This is a genomic window from Crossiella sp. CA-258035 (genome assembly GCF_030064675.1).
Taxonomy (GTDB): domain Bacteria; phylum Actinomycetota; class Actinomycetes; order Mycobacteriales; family Pseudonocardiaceae; genus Crossiella.
Window position 1 is genome coordinate 5,941,995 of record NZ_CP116413.1, and the last position, 18,896, is coordinate 5,960,890.

Genomic DNA, 18,896 nt, shown 5'->3' on the forward strand with positions numbered 1-18,896 from the left:
GGAGGACCTCGTGTCCGAGCGACTCACCGTCGGCATCCTCGTTTCCCCTGGTTACGTCGTCGCCGACATCATCGGGCCGCAGACCGTCTTCGGCATGCAGCCCGATGTGGACCTGCACCTGCTGTGGAAGGACACCGGCCCGGTGGTCGGCGCCCCGGCGTTCCCGACCGTGCCGACCACCCGCTTCGCCGACTGCCCGGAGGAGCTGGACGTGCTCGCGGTGGGCGCGGTCGGCTCCGAGGTGCTCGGCGACCCCGAGGTGATCGAGTTCTTCGGCCAGGCAGCGCGCCGGGCCAGGCACGTGATCGCGATCTGCGGCGGCACCTTCGTGGCCGGGCTGGCCGGCCTGCTCACCAACCGGCGCGCCACCACCAACTTCCACCTGGCCGACCTGCTGCCCAGGGTCGGCGCGATCCCGGCCGGGACCGGGATCGTGGTGCGGGACGGCGACATCTGGACCGCGGGGCCGGTCACCGGGTCCTACGAGGCGGCACTGCTGGTGCTGGCCGAGCTGCGCGGGATCGAGGCGGCGCGGCGGGCGGAGCTGGACCTGGAGTTCGCGCCGAAGCCGCCGTTCGGCACTGGGAGTCCGGCGCTGGCCGGGCCGGAGCTGACCGCGGAGTCGGTGGCGGCGTTCAGCGGGTGGCACGAGGAGCTGGCGGCGGTGCTGGACCGGGCGGAGGTGGCGGCCCGCGCCTGAGCGCGGCGGCCGGGGCGGGGCCGGTCAGCTCGCCGAGCGTCGTGGTGGGGCCATCAGCGGTGCCAGGCCCGTGCGCAGCGCGGCCCGCTGCTCCTGCGTGAGCTGCCCGAGCACTTCCTCGTCCAGCCGCGCCCCGGCCCTGGCCAGTTCCGCCAGCAGTTCCCGGCCGCGTTCGGTGATCTCCAGCCGGGCCGCGTGCCCGTGCCCGGCGAGCACCCGCTCCACCGCGCCCCGCTCCTCCAGCGCGCGCACCGTGGTGTGCATGCTCTGCGTGGTGACCCCCGCGCGCCGGGCCAGGTCCGAATAGGACAGATCGGGGCGGCGGGACAGGTGGCCCAGCGCGCCGAAGTGGCGCAGGGTGAGGCCGTGCGCGGCCAGTTCCTCGTCGACGCGGCGGCTCAGCAGCCTGCCGACCGTCACCAGCAGCAGGGTGGTGGAGTCCGCCACCGTCGGCTCCTCGGCCATGCCGGTGATCTTACGGCCACTTGCCGATGACCAGCTGCGGTGCGAGCCGGGTGTGCGGGGCGGGCAGGGCCAGCAGCTCGGCGACCACATCGCGCAGGCTGCCCGCGCAGTCCCAGACCACGCCGCCCTTGGCGCCGGGCTGGTCGGCGAGCAGGCGGACCGCGCGGGCGTCGTCGCGGTCGGCGATGAACACCGCGTCGGTGAAGTCCCGGTCGGTGAACGAACCGGCCAAGCCGAGGGTCTGCCCTGCCTCGACCCAGGGCCGGAAGATCCAGCCTGCCTCGCGCAGTGCGGCCAGCACGACCAGCTCCGGATCGTCCTGGGCCGCCTCATGCCCTGCCGTCATCGTTCACCTCAAATCCGCTTGCTTGCGCAGCGTACCCCCTTGCTCACGCTGTGAAACCGTTGGGTGCGAAGGCCACGGCCAGGTGCAGGTTCATCGCGCACGGCACCCGGCCGTCCGGCAGCACGGTGACGGTGCTGTCGAAACAGCGGCGCAGGGTGGCCAGCGCGGCCGGGTCCAGCGGGCCGAGGTCGTAGATCTCGACCAGCCGCGCCCACACCTGGTCCAGGCCGCCGGTGAGGTCCAGCCGGATGGCGCGCCAGTCCACCTGGCCGAACCCGGCGCCGCCGAGCACCTGCTCCAGACCGGCCCGGTGCCGGGCGCGGCGATCGCCCAGCTCGGGCTGGCGGCGGTCCACCGGAACCTCTTCCAGCACCGATCGGGTGAGGTCGTTGAACACCTCGTAGGCGGTGCCGGGCACGGCCCCGCCGGGCAGCACCACGGCCAGCACGCCTTCGGGCGCGAGCACCCTGGCCAGCTCGGCCGCCACCCGGTCCAGGTCGCTCAGCTGGGCCAGCGCGAGGTGCGAGACGCAGGCGTCGAAGCTGTCGTCGGGGAACGGCAGCGCGCTCGGGCAGGCCACCGCGAGTGCCGCACCGGCGAGCGCGGGCCGTTGGCGGGCAACGGAAAGCGGCTCCGCGGCCGGGTCGGTGCCGGCCAGCCGCCTGGGGTGCGCGTGCGCCAGCAGGTCGAGCAGGTGGCCGTCCCCGCAACCCAGGTCCAGCACCCGGCGCTGACCCGCGACGACGTCGCTGAGCACCTGGTAGCTGGTCCGGCCGTCCGGGACCCGGCCCGCGTCGACGGTCAGGCGGCCCAGGTGGATCGGTCCCAGCGACGCCTCGCGCGCGGCAACCATCATGATCGGAGAACATACGGCAGCCGCGCCACCGTGATCGTCAAGGCGGGCGACTCGCCAGCCGTGTCACCGGAAGGGCGCAACGCTAGGCCAGCTGCTTCACTGCGGTCACCAGGCTGGCGAGCGAGTCCTTGGCGTCGCCGAAGAGCAGGGTGGTGCGCGGGTTGAACAGCAGCTCGTTCTCGATCCCGGCGAACCCCGGCCGCATGGAGCGCTTGAGGAAGACCACCGACTCGGCCTTGTCCACGTCCAGGATCGGCATGCCGTAGATCGGGCTGTCCGGCTGGTCCCGGGCGGCCGGGTTGACCACGTCGTTCGCGCCGATCACCAGCGCGACGTCGGTGCTGGCCAGCCGCGGGTTGACCTCCTCCATTTCCTTGAGCTGCGCGTAGGGCACATCGGCCTCGGCGAGCAGCACGTTCATGTGGCCCGGCATCCGGCCCGCGACCGGGTGGATGCCGTAGGCGACCTCCACCCCGCGCGCGGCGAGCAGGTCGGCCAGCTCGCGGACCACGTGCTGGGCCTGGGCGACCGCGAGGCCGTAGCCGGGCACCACGACCACGGTGCGGGCGTAGCCGAGCTGGATGGCGATGTCCTCCGGGGTGCCCGCGCGCACCGTGCGGGACTCGGCCGGTCCGCCGCCACCGACCGCGGTGGCGGTGAAGGCGCCGAAGAGGATGTTGGTCAGCGAGCGGCCCATGGCCTTGGCCATCAGCCTGGTGAGCAGGGTGCCGGAGGCGCCGACCAGGGTGCCGGCCACGATCAGCAGGGTGTTGCCCAGCACGTAGCCGGAGGCGGCCACCGCCAGGCCGGTGAAGGCGTTGAGCAGGGAGATCGCGATCGGCACGTCCGCGCCGCCGACCGGCAGCACGAACAGCACGCCGAGCAGCAGCCCGGCCACGGTCAGCCCGATCACCAGCCCGGTGGACGCGGTGGGCAGCACGGCCACCGCCAAACCCAGGCACAACACCGAAACGCCGATCGCGGTGGACCGTCCATAAGGGAGGGTCACCGGACGGGTGGTCATCAGCTCCTGGAGCTTGAGGAAGGTGACCAGGCTGCCGGAGAAGCTGACGCTGCCGACCAGCACGCCGAACACGGTGGCCGCGCGCATGCCGGTGCTGCCCGGGGTGGCCAGGAACTCGGTGAGCGCGACCAGGGCCGCCGCCGCGCCGCCAACGCCGTTGAACAGCGCGACCATCTGCGGGATCGCGGTCATCTTCACCGCGCGGGCCGCGGGCACGCCCACGACCACACCGAGGGCGATGGCGGCCAGGATCCAGCCCACGTTGCCGATCCGGCCGTCGAAGAAGGCGACCAGCACCGCGAACAGCATGCCCAGCGCGCCGACCGCGTTGGCCGTGCGGGCATGCTTGGGGGTGCTCAAACCCTTGAGCGCCAGGATGAAGCACAGCGCGGCGAGCAGGTAGACGAGGTGCACCAGATCCTGGCTCATCGCCTGCGCTCCTTGCCGCCGAACATGCTCAGCATCCGGTCGGTGGCGACGAACCCGCCGACCACGTTGACCGTGGCGAAGACCACCGCGAGCAGCGCCAGCACCAGCTCCACGGTGCTCTCCGCCTTGCCCGCCACCAGGATCGCGCCGACCAGGATCACGCCGTGGATGGCGTTGGCGCCGGACATCAGCGGGGTGTGCAGGATGGTGGCCACTTTGGACACCACCTCGAACCCGAGGAAGACCGAGAGCAGGAAGATGGTCAGCAGACTGATCTCGCTGGTCACGTCGCCTCCTTTGTGACGCAACAGCTTGCCAGGATCTCATCGGCCAGCGGGTCGGCGCGCAGCTCGCCGTCCACGGTGAGGTGCCGGACGAAGTTGGCCATGTTGCGGGCGTAGAGCGCGCTGGCGTGCGCGGGCATGCCGCTGGGCAGGTTGAGCGCGCCGAGCACGGTCACCTCGCCGTGCCGGATCTCCTGCCCGGCAACGGAGAGCTCGCAGTTGCCGCCGGACTCCGCGGCCAGGTCGACCAGCACCGAGCCGGGGGTCATACCGGCCACCATGTCCGCGGTCACCAGCACCGGGGCCTTCTTTCCGGGCACCGCGGCGGTGGTGATCACCACGTCCGCGGCGGCGACCTGGGTGGTGAGCAGTTTCCGTTGGCGGGTCAGGAAGTCCTCGGACTGGGCGGCGGCGTAGCCGCCCGCGCCGTCCTGGCTGCCCAGCTCCAGCTCCAGGAACCGCGCGCCCAGGCTGCGCACCTCCTCCGCGGCCGCGGCCCGCACGTCGTAGGCGGAGACCACCGCGCCCAGCCGCCGCGCGGTCGCGATCGCTTGCAGCCCAGCCACTCCAGCGCCCAGCACCAGCACCTTGGCCGGCGCGATGGTGCCCGCCGCGGTGGTGAACATGGGCAGGAAGCGCGGCAGTCGTTCCGCGGCCAGCAGCACCGCGCGGTACCCGGCGACCAGCGCCTGGGAGGACAGCGCGTCCATGCCCTGTGCCCTGGTGATCCGGGGCAGCAGCGCCAGGCTGTAGGCGGTGATCCCCTTGTCCCGCAACGCGGTCAGCGCGTCCTCGGGTGGCACGAACAGGCTGACCACGGTGGTCCCGGCCCGCACCACGGCCGGGTCGGGTGGCTGCACGCCGACCAGCAGGTCGGCCGCGCCGAGGTCCTCGGTGAGCTGGGCCCCGGCGGCGCGGTAGTCATCGTCGGATGCGCAGGCGTGGTGACCGGCGCCGGACTGCACGAGCACGGTGAGTCCCGCGCCGGTGAGCAGGGGAACCGTCCCTGGCAGACAGGCAACCCTGCGTTCGCCGGCCCGCGACTCCGCGGGTACTCCGACCTTCACAGCGCCAACCGTAACGGACGTACGGTGATCTGGACCACATTTCCCGTTTCACCGTATTGACCCCCATTGGCGGCTGGAACCCCGCTGTTCTGCGGCTTCCACGCCTGCCGGAGATCATCCGCGGCGGCCCGAACCACTCGGACGGCGGTAGCCGATACGGTCAACGGGTGACCCTCCCCGACCTCTCCGGCACCGTCGCCCTGATCACCGGCGCGGCCGGCGGCCTCGGCCACGGCCTGGCCCGCCGCTTCGCCGAGGCGGGCGCCGCCGTGGCCGTGCACTACCGCACCAGCGTCACCCAGGCGCACGCCCTGGTCGCCGAGCTCCAGGACCGCGGCACGAACGCGCTGGCCCTGCCCGCCGACCTGCTCTCCCCCGACCAGGTCCGGCACCTCGTCGAGTCCACAGTGGACCATTTCAGCCGACTGGACACCCTGGTCAACAACGCCGCCGTGCAACCGGTGCAGCCGCTGCCAGAGATGACCTTCGACCAGTGGCGCGAGGTGCTGGACACCAACCTGGACGCGGTCTTCCTCACCACCAGCACCGCCGTCCGCCGGATGGACCCCGGCTCCTCGGTGGTCAACATCGCCTCGATCGAAGGCAGCCAACCGGCTTTCGGCCACGCGCACTACAGCACCGCCAAGGCCGCCCTGCTCATGCACACCCGCACCGCCGCGCTGGAGTACGGCCCGCTGGGCATCCGGGTCAACGCGGTCAGCCCCGGCCTGCTGCACCGCGAGGGCCTGGAAACCCAGTGGCCGGAGGGCGTCGAACGCTGGCACCGCGCCGCTCCCCTGGGCCGCCTCGGTCAGCCGGAGGACGTGGGCAACGCCTGCGTGTTCCTGGCCTCGCCGCTGGCCTCCTGGATCACCGGGCAGAACCTGGTGGTCGACGGCGGCATGTCCACCCACCCGAACTGGTAAGGACTTCCCGTGCTCACACCGGAACAGATCATCGCCGAGCTCGGCCTCCAGCCGCTGCCCGTGGAGGGCGGCTACTGGGCGCAGACCTGGCGCACCGAGCAGGGCACCGGCATCTACTACCTGATGACCGGCGGCAACTTCTCCGCCCTGCACCGCCTGGCCCACCCCGAGGTGTTCAGCTACCACGCCGGTTCGCCCGCGCGGATGCTGTTGCTGCACCCGGACGGGCGGGTGCAGCGGCCGGTGCTGGGGCTTGACCTGGCGGCCGGGCAGCGGCCGCAGGTGGTGGTTCCGGCGGGCACCTGGCAGGCGAGTGAGCCGGTGGGCGAGTGGTCGCTGCTGGGCACGTTCATGGCCCCGCCGTACACCGACGACGTAGTGGACTTCCCGGTCGGGGACGAGCTGGCACTGTCCTATCCGGACCACGCCGAGGAGATCCGCAGGCTGTCGCCGAAATGACGGATCTGCTGGCGCGGCAAGCGGAAGTCCGGGCTGAGGCCGAGGCGGTGCTCGCCGAACTGGAGCTGGCCCAGCGGCTGGCGGTGGCCGGGGAACCGACCCTGGTGGGCAGTGCCGCGCTGGGGCTGATGGTCCGGCGGGACCTGGACCTGACCGTGGCCTGCCCGGCACTGGACGCGGCCACGCACGCGGCGGTCCAGTCCTGGCCGGTGTTCGCGCGGTAGCGCAGGCCCAGGTAGAGGCCGTCCGGGTGGTGCAGGTCAGTGTTTCAGGCCCCGGTGTCGTTGCGGAACGTGCCCTCGACCTTCGACCTCTGGTTCGTCGACCGGCCGGACCGCCAGCCCGACCTCGAACACCTGCGCACCCTGGCCCCGCGCCTGGACGACACCAGCCGCGCGCCCTGGAGATCAAGACCGAGCTGGCCGCCCAGTCGCTTCGAGGTCTACCGGGCCGTGCTGGACCACGGGATCAGCGGCATCGAGGCCTTCGACGCCTGGCGGTTATCCGGTCGCCCCGAGCCGTGACCGGTGCCAGGATGCCCGCATGGGCAGGAGCTTCGAGGAACTGGTGGCCGAGGCCGACTCGGTGCCGGTCGACGGCTGGGACTTCTCCTGGCTGGACGGCCGCGCCACCGAGCAGCGGCCCTCCTGGGGCTACCAGCGGTCCATGGGCGAACGCATGGCCGGGGCCGAGGTCGCGCTGGACATCCAGACCGGCGGCGGCGAGGTGCTGGCCGGGGTGCCGCGGCTGGCCGAGCGGACCTTCGCCACCGAGTCCTGGGAGCCGAACCTGGCCAAGGCCCGCGCGCTGCTGGAACCCCGGGGCGCGCAGGTGCTGCTGGATGCCGACGAGCCGCCGCTTCCGTTTGAGGACAACACTTTCGACCTGGTGGTCAGCCGTCATCCGGTGACCGTGTGGTGGGCCGAGATCGCCAGGGTGCTGGCGCCCGGCGGCACCTACTTCTCCCAGCAGGTGGGGCCGGCCAGCGTGTTCGAGCTGGTGGAGTTCTTCCTCGGGCCGCAGCCGGAAGAGGTGCGCAACGGGCGGCATCCGGAGGCGGCGCGCGCGGCGGCCGAGGCTGCCGGACTTCAGGTGCTGGATCTCCGGATGGAGTCGTTGCGCACCGTCTTCCACGACATCGGTGCGGTGGTCTACTTCCTGCGCAAGGTGATTTGGATGGTGCCCGGGTTCACGGTCGCCGAATACCTGCCGGACCTCCGGCGACTGCACGAACGGATCGAGTCCGAGGGCTCATTCCTGGCGCACACCACCCGTTTTCTGATCGAGGCGCGGAAACCGCTCAGTTGAGCCAGCCCCTGCGTTCGGCGTGGCAACCCAGCTGGAACCGGGTCGTGCAGCCGGCCCGGTCCATCAGGGTCCGGATCCGCCGCAGCACGGTCCGGGGGCTGATGCCCAGTTGGCGGGCGATCGACTCGTCCGTGCAGCCGGAGCACATCAGCGACAGCAGGGCCCGCGCCTGGGGATCGAGCAGGTCCTCGGGCAGCCCAGCCGGACGCTGGGCCTGACTCGTCTGCAACATCATCTTCAGGGCCTCCTCACACCGCGGGGGCACGCACACCGCCCCCTGGTCTCGCCTGGGGCCATTGGCCGACACCCGCGTCCGCCGCAGCTCAGCCCCTGCTAGCACGGCCAGTCTGGCACCGGCTGTCCAAGATCGGCAGCGTCGGCTTCCGGGCTTGTTGCGATCTTGCCGGTGCCGGGAACGGCCGGGTGCGGACATCAACACGTGTGGATCGGCGACCGTAGGTGGGAGCGCTTCCTCGGCGAGTCGGGCGGGAAACGGGCAGGCGTGTCGCTGGGTCGGACGACTCAGGGTCCGGTTGGGCTCGGTTGGTCTGGATGGCCGAAGCGTGCTCCGGGGGCTTTGTCCAGTTGCCGCTGGCCGTCCGGGTGGGCAATCGTTGTCCGGAAACGGGCGGAAAGCGGGCATGGTTCAGCCGCGGAGCGGGCACCGGAATGCGCCAATGGGTGCCGGAGATGATGACCGAGTTGGTTGCCTCAGTGGCCTAACTAGCTTGGTTTCGGCGCTGTTTGTCATCAAAAATCCTTTTGCCCAGCGGAAAATAACGGTGGTTCTTTGTCCGCTGTAGCGGGCAGTCAGCTGACCACGTCGGCGGGCGCCTGCCCCTGGGCGAAGCGGCGCACGTTGTCCAGGGCCGCGGCGGCGATGCGCAGCATGGACTCCCTGGTGACCCCGCCCGCGTGCGGGGACAGCGCCACGTTGGGCGCACGCAGCAGGGCCAGCGTGGCCGGCGGCGGTTCCGGGTCGAAGACGTCCAGGCCCGCGCCGCCGAGCCGCCCCGCGTGCAGGGCCGCGGCCAGCGCCTCCTGGTCGACCAGGGCCCCGCGGGCGGTGTTGATCAGGATGGCGGTGGGTTTCATCAGGGCCAGGCGGTCGGCGTTGATCAGGTGCCGGGTGGCCTCGGTGAGCGGCAGGTGCAGGGACACGTAGTCGGACTCGGCGAGCAGCGTGTCCAGGGGCAGTTCGGTGATCTCATGGCGCTCGGCCAGCTCGGCGGGCAGGCCGCGCCGGGTGGCACAGACCAGTCGCAGGTCAAAAGCCTTGGCGCGCTTGGCCAGTTCGCGGCCGATGGCGCCGAAGCCGACGATGCCGAGGGTCTTGCCGAACAGCTCGGTGATACTGAACTGCAAGCGCGGCAGCGCCCACTCCCCCTGTACGAGCGCGTTGTGGCCGGGGATGAGCTGCTTGGCCAGCGCGAGCATCAGGCACAGCGTCTGCTCGGCCACGTCCTGGGCCTCGGCGCCGGTGGAGCCGATGTTGCACACGGTGATCCCGGCGGCGCGGGCGGCGGCCAGGTCGATGTGGTCGAAGCCGTGGCTGGCGCACTGGATCAGCCTGGCTCGCCCGGCCCCGGCGAGGTGGTCGGCGGTGACCGGGGCGAGCGCGCTGAGGATGACCCCGGCCTCGCGCAGCGCGACCGGGTTGGCCCCAGCCTCCTCCACCGCGGTCAGCTCGAACCCGTCGCCGAGGGCCGCGGCGAGCATGCCGCTGAGCTTGGTCCCGCCGACGTGCGGGGACAGCACCGCGAGGACCTTCACCGGGTCACCTCGGCGAGCGCGTCCCGGTCCAGCTCGCCGGGGGTGCGGTGCCCGGCCAGGCCGAGGGTGAGCTCGGTGTCGGCCAGGATCGAGCGCAGCACGTGCCGCACCCCGGCCTCGCCGCTGTGCGCGAGCCCGTACACCCAGGGCCGCCCGAGCAGCACCGCCTTCGCGCCCAGCGCCAGCGCCTTGAGCACGTCCGCGCCGGTGCGCACGCCCGAGTCGAACAGCACGTCCAGGCGGTCGCCGACGGCCTCGGCGATGCCGGGCAGCGCGTCCAGGGAGGCGACCGCGCCGTCGACCTGGCGGCCGCCGTGGTTGGACACCACGATGCCCTCGATCCCGGCGTCCGCGGCCCGTCGCGCGTCCTCCACGTGCTGGATGCCCTTGAGCACGATCGGCCCGTCCCAGTGCTCGCGCAGGAAGGAGAGCCGGTCCCAGCTCTTGTCCTGCCCGGTGAACAGCCCGACCCAGCGCAGGATCGCCATCTGCGGGTCCTCTTCGGGGGTCTTCGCCAGCCCGGCGCGGAAGGCGGGGTCGGAGAACGGGACCGCGGTGCCGATGCCGCGCAGGAACGGCAGGTAGGCCTGGTCCAGGTCGGTGGGTCGCCAGGCGAGGGTCCAGGTGTCCAGGGTGACCACCAGCGCGGTGTACCCGGCGGCCTTGGCCCGGCGCAGGATGCTGGCGCACACCTCGTCGTCGTTGGGCCAGTACAGCTGGTACCAGCGCGGCCCCTCGCCGCTGGCCTCGGCCACCTCCTCGATGGTGCTGGAGGAGGCGGTGGACAGGATCATCGGCAGCCCCAGCTCCGCGGCCGCGCGGGCGGTGGCGGACTCGGCGTCGGGGTGCACGATCGCCTGCACGCCGATCGGCGCGAGCAGCACCGGGGCGGGGAGCTGCTGACCGAGCACGGTGGTGGTGAGGTCGCGCTGGGTGGCCTCGCGCAGCATCCGGGGCACCAGCCGCCAGTGGTCGAAGGCGGCCCGGTTGGCCCGCACGGTGGCCCCGGAACCCGCGCCGCCGGCGACGTAGCCGAACGGGCCCGGGTCCATCAGCCCCTTGGCCATCGCCTCCAGGGTGGTGGGGTCGGTGCTCATCGGCGGTCGCTGGTCGGCGAGGCCCTGCAGGTAGATCTCGTTCTGGTAGGCACCGTACTGACCAGCCATGACGCTCCTTCGCACCGGTTGGGTCGTGCTACTCCCCGGTAACAGTCTTGGCCGCAGCCGTGATCGCTGTCCACCCCGCGGTGAGCCGGGTCATGCGCGCAGGTAGGCCAGCACGGCCTGCACCCTGCGGTGGCCCGCGCCGTCGGTGCTGGGCAGGTCGAGCTTGGTGAAGATGTTGCCGATGTGCTTGTGCACCGCGCCCGCGCTGATCACCAGCATCTCGCCGATGGTGGTGTTGGAGTGGCCCTCGGCCATCAGCGCCAGCACCTCGCGCTCGCGGGCGGTCAGCGAGCGGATCGGGTCGTCGGCCCGGCGGCGGACCAGCAGCTGGGAGACCACCTCCGGGTCCAGCGCGGTGCCGCCGGCGGCGACCCGGTTCAGCGCGTCCAGGAAGTCGGCGACCTTGCCGACGCGTTCCTTGAGCAGGTAGCCGACCCCGCCGCCGGGGCTGGCCAGCAGCTCGCCGGCGTAGCTGTCCTCCACGTACGCGGAGAGCACCAGCACGGCCAGCTCCGGGTGCCTGCGGCGGGCCTCCACCGCGGCGCGCAGGCCCTCGTCGGTGAAGGTCGGCGGCAGCCGGACGTCGACCACGGCCACGTCCGGGGTGTCCGCGTCGATCGCGGCCAGCAACTGCTCTGGGTGCTCGACCGCGGTGACCACGTCCAGGCCCTCGCTGCGCAGCAACAGGGTCAGGCCCTCGCGGAGCAGGGCGTCGTCCTCGGCGATCATGATCCGCACGGGGGTGATCCTCTCAGGTTCCGGTCGGCAGGCGCACGCCGAGCACGGTGGGGCCGCCCTCGGGACTGGACAGGGTGGTCTGGCCGTCGAAGGCGGCGACCCGGCGGCGGATGCCGGTCAGCCCGGTGCCGTTGGCCTCCTCGGCCCCGCCGTGGCCGTCGTCGCGGACCTCGATCACCAGGTGGTCTCCTTGCACGGCAAGGGAAACCTCCGCGTGTTCGGCCCCGCTGTGCTTGGCCACGTTGGTCAGCGCCTCGGCGATGACGAAGTAGGCCGCCGCCTCCACCGCTGCGGGCAGCCGGCGCAGGCCGGTGACGGTGAGGGTGGCCGGGATCGGGCAGCGGGCGACCACCGCGTCCACCGCGCCGTCCAGGCCGCGGTCGGCCAGCACCGGCGGGTAGATGCTGCGCACCACCTCGCGCAGCTCGATGAGCGCGTCGGTGGCCGCGTTCTGCGCGGTGAGCACCGAGGCCAGCGCGGTCGGCGGGTCGCGGCGCAGCGCGCGCTCCACGATGCCCAGGTGCATGACCACCGCGACCAGCCGGTTCTGCGTGCCGTCGTGCAGGTCGCGTTCGATCCGGCGCAGCTCGGCGCCGTGCGCCTCCAGCGCGGCGGCCCTGGTCGCGGTCAGCTCGGCGACCCGCTGCGCCAGGCTGGCCCGGCCCGGCGAGAGCAGCCTGCTCGCCCAGCCCGCCTCCCAGTCGGCCAGCCTCGGCGGCAGCCACCAGGACACCAGCGCGGCGGCCAGCGCGCTGAGCACGGACAGGCCCGCGGCGGGCCAGGAGTCGACGTGGATGCCGTAGGAGCTGTCCAGCCCGCCGGGCACCAGCCACCAGACCATCGGCACCACCAGGTTCTGCGGCACCGAGACCGGCACCGCGAAGCCGAGTATGCCCAGCAGCATCCCTGCCGGGGCGTGCACCAGCAGCCAGCGCAGGTCCCTGCGGGTGGCCGGGTCGGTGAGCACGGTGACGACCTGGTGCAGCAGGTGGCCGGAGACCTCGGCGTAGCGCTCCTCCACCGGCTTGCCGGTGCGCGCGGCCACCCGGCGGCGGTCCACCGCGACCAGCCAGCGCTGCACCCGCACCACCAGCGGCAGCAGCGGCAGGGTGAACACCAGCATGACGCAGATCAACAGTCCAAACAGGACCATCAGGCTGGCCAGCGCGGTGGCGAACCCGAGGGCCAAGCCAAGGATCGCCCGCCCTGCCCGCAGCAGCTCCGGTCGCATCCGACCTCCCGTGGTAGAGCTGGCTCCACCCCTGATCCGGCACCGCACGGGATGTCGCGGCGCATCACCTGAAACCTACCGTCGTGGCCATGACAGCAGTACGACTGGACTCGGTCACCAAGGTCTACGGCAGCGGTGACAACACGACCACGGCGCTGCGCGGGGTGAGCAGGGCCATCCCGCGAGGCCGGTTCACCGCCGTGATGGGGCCGTCCGGTTCGGGCAAGAGCACCTTCCTGCAGTGCGCCGCCGGGCTCGACACGCCCACCTCCGGCTCGGTGCGGCTCGGCGAGACCGAGCTGACCGGGCTGACGGAGACGAAGCTGACCGAGCTGCGCCGCGAGCGGATCGGGTTCATCTTCCAGGGCTACAACCTGGTGCCCTCGCTCAGCGTCACCGACAACATCACCCTGCCGCTGCGCTTCGCCGGGCGCGGCGCGGATGTGGGCTGGCTCAACGAGATCGTGCGCCGGGTCGGCCTGGACGGGCTGCTGCACCGGCGGCCGGGCCAGCTCTCCGGCGGGCAGCAGCAGCGGGTCGCGGTGGCCCGCGCGCTGGTGGCCAGGCCGGAGGTGGTCTTCGCCGACGAGCCCACCGGCGCGCTGGACTCGCGCACCGGCGCGGAGGTGCTGCGGCTGCTGCGGCAGCTGGTGGACGAGCTGGGCCAGACCGTGGTGATGGTCACCCACGACCCGGTGGCCGCCGCGCACGCGCACAGCGTGCTGTTCCTGGCCGACGGCCGGTTCGTGGACGAGCTGCACGGACCGGACGCCGACCAGGTGGCCAAGCGGATGACCCACCTCGGGGAGTGGTGAGCGGTGTTCTCCTTTGCCTGGCAGACGATCCGGGCCCGCAAGGGCGGGTTCGCCGCGGCCTTCCTTGCGCTGTTCGGCGGCGCGGTGCTGCTCACCGCCTGCGGGGTGCTGTTGCAGTCCGGGCTCTTCGGCGGGGTCCCGGCGCAGCGCTACGCGGCCGCGCCGGTGGTGCTCGGCGGCGACCGCGCGATCACCGTGGAACGACCGGAGAAAGCGGACCTGAGCGAGGATCTGACCGAGCAGGTGCCGCTGCCCGCCGCGCTGGTGGAGCAGGTGCGCCGGCTGCCAGGGGTGGAACGCGCGGTCGGCGAGATCAGCTTCCCGGCCACCGTGGTGGGCGGGGACAACCGGGTGCTGCCCGGCGCGGACCAGGGCCGCACCCTGGGTCACGGCTGGGGCAGCGCGCCGCTGACCCCGTTCGCGCTGACTTCCGGCGTCGCGCCCCGCTCCGGTGAAGTGGTCCTCGACGCCGAGCTGGCCCAGCGGGCCGGGATCTCGGCAGGTGAGCAGGTGCGGATCATGGTGGACTCGGCCCCGCGCGCCTACCGGGTCAGCGGCCTCGCTACGCCGCAGGGCCGGGACCGGCTGGTGCGCCAGTCCGCGGTGTTCTTCCACGACGACACCGCGCGCACCCTCTCCGGCAGGCCGGACCAGGTCTCCGCGATCGGCGTCTTCGGCCCGGCACCGGAGCTGGCCAAACACCTGCCGCCCGGCGTGGTCGTCCACAGTGGACTCGACCGGGGCGAGGCGGAGAACCTGGACGGCGCGCGGTCGAGGTTCGTGCTGATGATGGTCTCCGGCTCCTTCGCCGGTTTCGTGCTGATGATCGTGGTCTTCGTGACCGCGAGCACGCTGGCCCTGGTGCTCAACCAGCGCCGCCGGGAGCTGGCCCTGCTGCGCGCCATCGCGGCCACCCCGAAGCAGGTGCGCGGGCTCATCGCCACGGAGACCCTGCTGGTGTCCGGGGTCGCCGCGCTGCTCGGCCTGGCCCCTGGCGTGTTCGCCGCGCAGTGGCTGCTGGGCATGTTCGCCTCGATCGGGGTGGTGGCCGAGGACTTCACCCTGTCCATCGGCCCGGTCCCGTTGCTGGCCACCGTGCTGCTGTGCGTGGGCGCGGCCCAGCTGGCCAGCCTGACCGCGGCCCGGCGGATGCTCAAGCTCAAGCCCACCGCCGCGCTGGGCGAGGCCGCGGTGGAACCGGCGGCGCTGGGCCGCGGCCGGTTGATCACCGGCTGGGCGCTGCTGGGCGTGGCACTGGCCGGGGCCTGCTCGACGCTGTTCATCCCCGGTCCGGTGGCGCAGGTCCCGGCCAGCATGTCCGCGCTGCTGGCCATCATCGGGCTCGGCCTGCTCGGCCCGGTGCTCACCTCGGCCGCGACCCGGATCGCCGCGGGGCTGTTCCTGCGCTCCCCCAGGGCCGACCGGTACCTGGCCGCGCACAACAGCACCGCGAACTCCCGCCGCCTGGCCGCCGCGGTGACCCCGCTGGTGCTGACCATCGGCTTCGCGGTCACCCACTTCTACAGCGGCACCACCCTGGCCGAGGCCACCCAGCACCAGGCCCGCGCGGCCACCACCGCCGACTACGTGCTCACCGCGCCGCAGGGCGTGCCGGCCGAGGTGGCCGCGGCGGCACGGCGGGTGCCGGGGGTCACCGCCGCCACCCCGCTGGCAGGCACCGAGGTGATCGCGGTGGACAAGGAGGCCAGCGAGGAACCGCTGTCCCGGTCCAAGGCCTACGGCGTGGACCCGGCGCAGCTGTCCGGCACCCTGGGGCTGAAGGCGGTCAGCGGCGCGCTGACCGAGCTGCGCGGGGACACCGTGGCGCTGAGCGAGTCCGAGTCCTCCTGGCTGGGCAAGGCGGTCGGCGACCGGGTGGAGCTGTACCTGGGCGACCGCACCGTGGTCACGCCGAAGGTGGTGGCGGTCTTCGCGGACAACCTGGGCTACGGCGATGTGCTGCTGCCGCAGGACGTGCTGCTGCCGCACACCACCGACCGGCTGGCCGACTCGGTACTGGTCGCGGCCAAGGACCCGTCCGTCCACAAGGGACTGTCCGAACTGGCCGCCACCTACCCCGGTCTCCAGGTGCAGGACCGCGCGCAGCTGACCGTGGCCACCGACGCGCAGCAGGAGGCCAACCTGTGGCTGAACCGGGTGCTGCTCGGCGTGATCCTGCTCTACGTGGCGCTCTCGGTGGTCAACAGCCTGGTCACCTCCACCCTGGACCGGGCGGGCGAGGTCGGCCTGCTCCGGCTGCTCGGCGGCACCCGCCGCCAGGTGCGGCGGATGTTCCGCGCCGAGTCCGCGCTGGTGGTCTCGATCGCGGTGCTGATCGGCTCCGCGGTCCCGGTGCTGCCGCTGACCCTGCTCAGCCTCAACCTCACCGGCTCCCCGATCCCGGCCGGGCCACCGCTGGTGTACGTGGGCATCCTGGCCGCGACCGTCCTCATTGGACTGTGCTCGATCCGGCTGCCCGCGCGCAGGCTCACCCGGCGCGCTTAGCAGGGCACCCGGTAGCCGACCTCCGGGAAGTGCTGTGCCCAGTCCGCGGCCGAGAGCGCGGGCTGGGCACAGGCGCGGGTCTCGGCCAGCGCCAGGTCGGTCTCCCACAGCTGCGCGGTGCGGTCGTGGCTGCCGGTGGCCAGGGTGTGGCCGTCCGGGGCGAAGGCGAGCGCGAACACCGCGCTGGTGTGCCCGGACAGGGTGGCCAGCGACCGGCCGCCGGCCCACAGCCGCACGGTCTGGTCGTAGCCGCCGGAGGCCAGGGTTCGCCCGTCCGGGCTGAACGCCAGGGCGGCGACCACGTTGGTGTGCCCCGGCAACTCCACGGGCGCGCGGGCCGGGTCGGCCGGGTCCCACAGCCGGATGGTGCGGTCGTCGCCGCCGGAAGCGAGGGTGCGGCCGTCCGGGCTGAAGGCCAGCGACACCACGAAGTCGGTGTGCCCGGTCAGCACCGCCCGCTCCACCGGCTGCCGGGGATCGTCCAGCCGCCACAGCCGGACGGTCCGGTCGTCACCGGCGGAGGCCAGCGTCCGGCCGTCCGGGCTGAACACCACCCGCTTGACGTTGAGGGTGTGCGCGGTCAGCGTGCTCGCCGCGCCGGTGGCCAGCTCCCACACCCGGACGGTGTGGTCGTAGCCGCCCGAGGCCAGGGCGCGGCCGTCCGGGCTGAACGCCAGCGACACCACCGAACCCGTGTGTCCACTCAGGACGGTCGGCGGGCGTTGCGGGTCGGCCGGGTCCCACAGCCGGATCGTCCGGTCGGCCCCCGCGGAGGCCAGGGTGCGGCCGTCGGGGCTCAGCGCCAGCGCGAGGACCGGCCCGGTGTGCCCGGTGAGCGTGCCGGTCTTCTTGGGCCGCAACGGGTCCGTCAGGTCCCACAGCCGCACGGTCCGGTCGTAGGCCGAGGTGGCCAGCCTGCGGCCGTCGGCGCTGAACACCGTGCCGGTCACCGCGTCGGTGTGCCCGGCCAGCGGCACGGCCAGCGCGCTGCGCAGGCTGTCCGCGGTCTCCGCCGAGGGCGAGAGCCGGTGCGCGGCGATGGCCAGCTTGGCCGCCTGTTCCGGGCTGCTCGCGTGCAGGGCGACGGCCGCGCCGGCGACCTTGTGCGCCAGTGCCGCGTCCCGCTGCCGGGCCATCGCGTTCTCCGCCCGCACCGCGTACACCGTGGCACTGCCACTGACCAGCAGCAGCACCGTCAGCACGGCCACCAGCGCCCGCCCGAACCGTCGCCGGCGACGGGCCGCGGTCCGGCTCAGCCGCAGGAACTCGCGCTCGCGGCCGGTCAGCGACTCCGGTGGCAGGTCGGCGGCCATGGCCAGCCGGGCGCCGCGGTAGAGCGCGCCGGGGTCGTGGTCCAGGGACTCCCAGAGCGCGGTGGCCTCGGTGAGCTGGCGGTGCCTGCGCAGGGCTTCCCGGTCCTCGGCCAGCCACTGCCGCAGCCGCTGCCAGTTGCGGATCAGCGCCTCGTGGCCGATCCGCACGCCGTCCTGCTCCAGGCTGATCAGCCGGGCCGCGGCCAGCCGTTCCAGCACCACCGGCTCGGCGGGTTCCAGCTCGGCCCGGTCCAGGCGGCGGCCGGTGTCCTCGGTGCCCTCGCCCAGCGCGACCAGCCGGACGAACAGCCGCCGCGCCCAGTCCTGCTGCCCGGCGGTCAGCTCGGCGTAGACCGCCTCGGCGGTGCGCGCGATGGCCTGGCTGATCCCGCCGGTGGCCTGGTATCCGGCCAGGGTGAGCATGGTGCCCTTGCGCCGCGCCCAGGTTTCCCGCAGCGCGTGCGAGACCAGCGGCAGCACAGCGGCCTCGCCACTGGCTTCCAGCAGGATCTGGGTGACCAGGTCCGGTTCCACCCGGCAGCCTGCCCGCAGCGCGGGCTGGGTGATCACCGCGCGCAGCTGCTCGGTGCTCATCGGCCCGAGCAGCACCTGCGCCGTGCGCAGCACCTCCACCAGCCCAGGCAGCGCCGCGCAGTGCGCGTAGAAGTCGGCCCGCACGCCCAGCACGATCCGCACCCGGCTGTTCACCGCGCGCGCCGCGGTCAGCAGCAGCTCCAGGAACCGGTCCCGCTCGGCCGGGTCGGCGCGGAGGGTGAAGACCTCCTCGAACTGGTCCACCACCAGCAGCAGGTCACCCTCCCGGTCGGCCAGGGCCTGCAACACGGTCAGGTGCAGCGCCTCCGGCTCGGCCAGCGCGCGGGCCAGCTCGACCGCGCCCAGCCCGGCGAAGTCGGCCAGCCGGACCGCGAGCTCCTGCACCGGCCGCGGGCCTGGGGTGAGCAGCAGCGTCGGCGAGCCCTTGGCCTGGTGCAGCAGACCGGCGCGCAGCAGCGAGGACTTGCCGGAGCCGGAGGGCCCGGTGAGCACCACGCAGCGGTGCCCGGCGACCCGCTCGGTCAGCTCGGCCAGCAGCTCCTCGCGACCGAAGAACCGGTCGGCGTCCGCGGTGCCGAAGGCGGCCAGCCCCACGTAGGGCGCCTCGGCAGGCGGTGGGTTCGCCGGGTCGCCGTGCAGCTCGGCGGCCACCGCGAACCAGCGCTCCCGCCACTGCTCGGGGTCGCCGTCGCAGGCCCGCACGTAGGCCAGGGTCACCTCGAGGCTGGGCAGCTTGCGGCCACCGGCGGCCTCGGAGAGCGTGCCCGCGGCGAAGTGCGCGCGACGGGCCAGCTCGCGGTAGGCCGGACTGCCCGCTTCGCGGCGCAGTTTTCGCAGGTCAGCGGCCAGGCTCAGCAGCGGCCCTTCGCCCTCGTCCAGCGGTCGTTCCGCGCGCGCCACGCACTCTCCCGTCCCAGATGGCTGGTTCGGGTGCAC

The 18,896-nt window shown here is 73.2% G+C and carries 20 protein-coding genes; 8 read left to right on the top strand and 12 right to left on the bottom strand.

Annotated elements, in window-relative coordinates; genetic code table 11:
• Positions 1–10: 10 nt before the first annotated feature.
• Positions 11–700 carry a DJ-1/PfpI family protein gene (locus N8J89_RS26700; protein WP_283659760.1) on the top strand — a complete coding sequence of 230 codons (690 nt, stop codon included), beginning with the start codon at positions 11–13 and terminating at the stop codon, positions 698–700.
• A 24-nt stretch (positions 701–724) separates the two neighbouring features.
• Here N8J89_RS26700 and N8J89_RS26705 read toward each other — a convergent pair whose 3' ends face one another.
• From N8J89_RS26705 to N8J89_RS26730, 6 genes are all read right to left on the bottom strand, one after another.
• Positions 725–1,165 carry a MarR family winged helix-turn-helix transcriptional regulator gene (locus N8J89_RS26705; protein WP_283659761.1) on the bottom strand — a complete coding sequence of 147 codons (441 nt, stop codon included), beginning with the start codon at positions 1,163–1,165 and terminating at the stop codon, positions 725–727.
• A gap of 10 nt (positions 1,166–1,175) precedes the next feature.
• Entirely contained in the window at positions 1,176–1,511 is a 336-nt protein-coding gene (locus N8J89_RS26710; protein WP_283659762.1) for a hypothetical protein, read from the bottom strand.
• A 43-nt stretch (positions 1,512–1,554) separates the two neighbouring features.
• Positions 1,555–2,367: a class I SAM-dependent methyltransferase gene (locus tag N8J89_RS26715; protein ID WP_283659763.1), complete on the bottom strand. Its 813-nt coding sequence runs from the start codon at positions 2,365–2,367 to the stop codon at positions 1,555–1,557.
• Positions 2,368–2,449: 82 nt separating this feature from the next.
• Entirely contained in the window at positions 2,450–3,820 is a 1,371-nt protein-coding gene (locus tag N8J89_RS26720; RefSeq protein WP_283659764.1) for an NAD(P)(+) transhydrogenase (Re/Si-specific) subunit beta, read from the bottom strand.
• Positions 3,817–4,107 carry an NAD(P) transhydrogenase subunit alpha part 2 gene (locus tag N8J89_RS26725; RefSeq protein ID WP_252484708.1) on the bottom strand — a complete coding sequence of 97 codons (291 nt, stop codon included), beginning with the start codon at positions 4,105–4,107 and terminating at the stop codon, positions 3,817–3,819. Before N8J89_RS26725 ends, N8J89_RS26720 begins: the two co-directional genes overlap by 4 nt.
• Positions 4,104–5,171, bottom strand: coding sequence for an NAD(P) transhydrogenase subunit alpha (locus N8J89_RS26730; RefSeq protein ID WP_283659765.1), 1,068 nt, complete (start codon positions 5,169–5,171; stop codon positions 4,104–4,106). Before N8J89_RS26730 ends, N8J89_RS26725 begins: the two co-directional genes overlap by 4 nt.
• Before the next feature lie 167 nt (positions 5,172–5,338).
• Here N8J89_RS26730 and N8J89_RS26735 point away from each other — a divergent pair, with 167 nt between their 5' ends.
• The 5 genes from N8J89_RS26735 (at position 5,339) to N8J89_RS26755 (ending at position 7,864) form a co-directional block, all read left to right on the top strand.
• Positions 5,339–6,097 carry an SDR family NAD(P)-dependent oxidoreductase gene (locus N8J89_RS26735; protein WP_283659766.1) on the top strand — a complete coding sequence of 253 codons (759 nt, stop codon included), beginning with the start codon at positions 5,339–5,341 and terminating at the stop codon, positions 6,095–6,097.
• A gap of 9 nt (positions 6,098–6,106) precedes the next feature.
• The gene (locus N8J89_RS26740; protein ID WP_283659767.1) at positions 6,107–6,556 is read left to right on the top strand and encodes a cupin domain-containing protein; all 450 of its coding nucleotides are present in this window, start codon (positions 6,107–6,109) and stop codon (positions 6,554–6,556) included.
• The gene (locus tag N8J89_RS26745; RefSeq protein ID WP_283659768.1) at positions 6,553–6,780 is read left to right on the top strand and encodes a hypothetical protein; all 228 of its coding nucleotides are present in this window, start codon (positions 6,553–6,555) and stop codon (positions 6,778–6,780) included. The genes N8J89_RS26740 and N8J89_RS26745 overlap by 4 nt, the downstream gene beginning before the upstream one ends.
• A gap of 69 nt (positions 6,781–6,849) precedes the next feature.
• Positions 6,850–7,080 carry a hypothetical protein gene (locus N8J89_RS26750; RefSeq protein ID WP_283659769.1) on the top strand — a complete coding sequence of 77 codons (231 nt, stop codon included), beginning with the start codon at positions 6,850–6,852 and terminating at the stop codon, positions 7,078–7,080.
• Positions 7,081–7,099: 19 nt separating this feature from the next.
• On the top strand, positions 7,100–7,864 hold the full coding sequence (locus tag N8J89_RS26755; RefSeq protein ID WP_283659770.1) for a class I SAM-dependent methyltransferase: 765 nt from the start codon (positions 7,100–7,102) through the stop codon (positions 7,862–7,864).
• Here the strand turns inward: N8J89_RS26755 and N8J89_RS26760 are convergent.
• From N8J89_RS26760 to N8J89_RS26780, 5 genes are all read right to left on the bottom strand, one after another.
• A complete protein-coding gene (locus tag N8J89_RS26760; RefSeq protein ID WP_283659771.1) occupies positions 7,857–8,099 on the bottom strand; it encodes a response regulator transcription factor in 243 nt (80 codons plus the stop codon). The genes N8J89_RS26755 and N8J89_RS26760 overlap by 8 nt on opposite strands.
• A 575-nt stretch (positions 8,100–8,674) precedes the next feature.
• The gene (locus N8J89_RS26765; protein ID WP_283659772.1) at positions 8,675–9,637 is read right to left on the bottom strand and encodes a 2-hydroxyacid dehydrogenase; all 963 of its coding nucleotides are present in this window, start codon (positions 9,635–9,637) and stop codon (positions 8,675–8,677) included.
• Entirely contained in the window at positions 9,634–10,803 is a 1,170-nt protein-coding gene (locus tag N8J89_RS26770) for a lactate 2-monooxygenase (RefSeq protein ID WP_283659773.1), read from the bottom strand. Before N8J89_RS26770 ends, N8J89_RS26765 begins: the two co-directional genes overlap by 4 nt.
• A 90-nt stretch (positions 10,804–10,893) precedes the next feature.
• The gene (locus tag N8J89_RS26775; RefSeq protein WP_252484696.1) at positions 10,894–11,541 is read right to left on the bottom strand and encodes a response regulator transcription factor; all 648 of its coding nucleotides are present in this window, start codon (positions 11,539–11,541) and stop codon (positions 10,894–10,896) included.
• Positions 11,542–11,554: 13 nt separating this feature from the next.
• Complete coding sequence (locus N8J89_RS26780) at positions 11,555–12,772, bottom strand: sensor histidine kinase (protein WP_283659774.1); 1,218 nt, start codon at positions 12,770–12,772, stop codon at positions 11,555–11,557.
• Positions 12,773–12,861: 89 nt separating this feature from the next.
• Between N8J89_RS26780 and N8J89_RS26785 the strand changes: the two genes are divergently transcribed.
• Entirely contained in the window at positions 12,862–13,587 is a 726-nt protein-coding gene (locus N8J89_RS26785; protein WP_283659775.1) for an ABC transporter ATP-binding protein, read from the top strand.
• Positions 13,588–13,590: 3 nt separating this feature from the next.
• On the top strand, positions 13,591–16,092 hold the full coding sequence (locus N8J89_RS26790; RefSeq protein WP_283659776.1) for an ABC transporter permease: 2,502 nt from the start codon (positions 13,591–13,593) through the stop codon (positions 16,090–16,092).
• Here N8J89_RS26790 and N8J89_RS26795 read toward each other — a convergent pair.
• Complete coding sequence (locus tag N8J89_RS26795) at positions 16,089–18,860, bottom strand: nSTAND1 domain-containing NTPase (protein ID WP_283659777.1); 2,772 nt, start codon at positions 18,858–18,860, stop codon at positions 16,089–16,091. The two genes, N8J89_RS26790 and N8J89_RS26795, sit on opposite strands and share 4 nt — an antisense overlap.
• Between the last annotated feature and the right edge of the window lie 36 nt (positions 18,861–18,896).

What these genes read in the sequence shown, in the direction of transcription:
- N8J89_RS26770 (WP_283659773.1), bottom strand. Translation starts at nt 10,803, where the DNA reads ATGGCTGGTCAGTACGGTGCCTACCAGAACGAGATCTACCTGCAGGGC.
- N8J89_RS26710 (WP_283659762.1), bottom strand. Translation starts at nt 1,511, where the DNA reads ATGACGGCAGGGCATGAGGCGGCCCAGGACGATCCGGAGCTGGTCGTG.
- N8J89_RS26760 (WP_283659771.1), bottom strand. Translation starts at nt 8,099, where the DNA reads ATGATGTTGCAGACGAGTCAGGCCCAGCGTCCGGCTGGGCTGCCCGAG.
- N8J89_RS26785 (WP_283659775.1), top strand. Translation starts at nt 12,862, where the DNA reads ATGACAGCAGTACGACTGGACTCGGTCACCAAGGTCTACGGCAGCGGT.
- N8J89_RS26715 (WP_283659763.1), bottom strand. Translation starts at nt 2,367, where the DNA reads ATGATGGTTGCCGCGCGCGAGGCGTCGCTGGGACCGATCCACCTGGGC.
- N8J89_RS26720 (WP_283659764.1), bottom strand. Translation starts at nt 3,820, where the DNA reads ATGAGCCAGGATCTGGTGCACCTCGTCTACCTGCTCGCCGCGCTGTGC.
- N8J89_RS26780 (WP_283659774.1), bottom strand. Translation starts at nt 12,772, where the DNA reads ATGCGACCGGAGCTGCTGCGGGCAGGGCGGGCGATCCTTGGCTTGGCC.
- N8J89_RS26745 (WP_283659768.1), top strand. Translation starts at nt 6,553, where the DNA reads ATGACGGATCTGCTGGCGCGGCAAGCGGAAGTCCGGGCTGAGGCCGAG.
- N8J89_RS26705 (WP_283659761.1), bottom strand. Translation starts at nt 1,165, where the DNA reads ATGGCCGAGGAGCCGACGGTGGCGGACTCCACCACCCTGCTGCTGGTG.
- N8J89_RS26755 (WP_283659770.1), top strand. Translation starts at nt 7,100, where the DNA reads ATGGGCAGGAGCTTCGAGGAACTGGTGGCCGAGGCCGACTCGGTGCCG.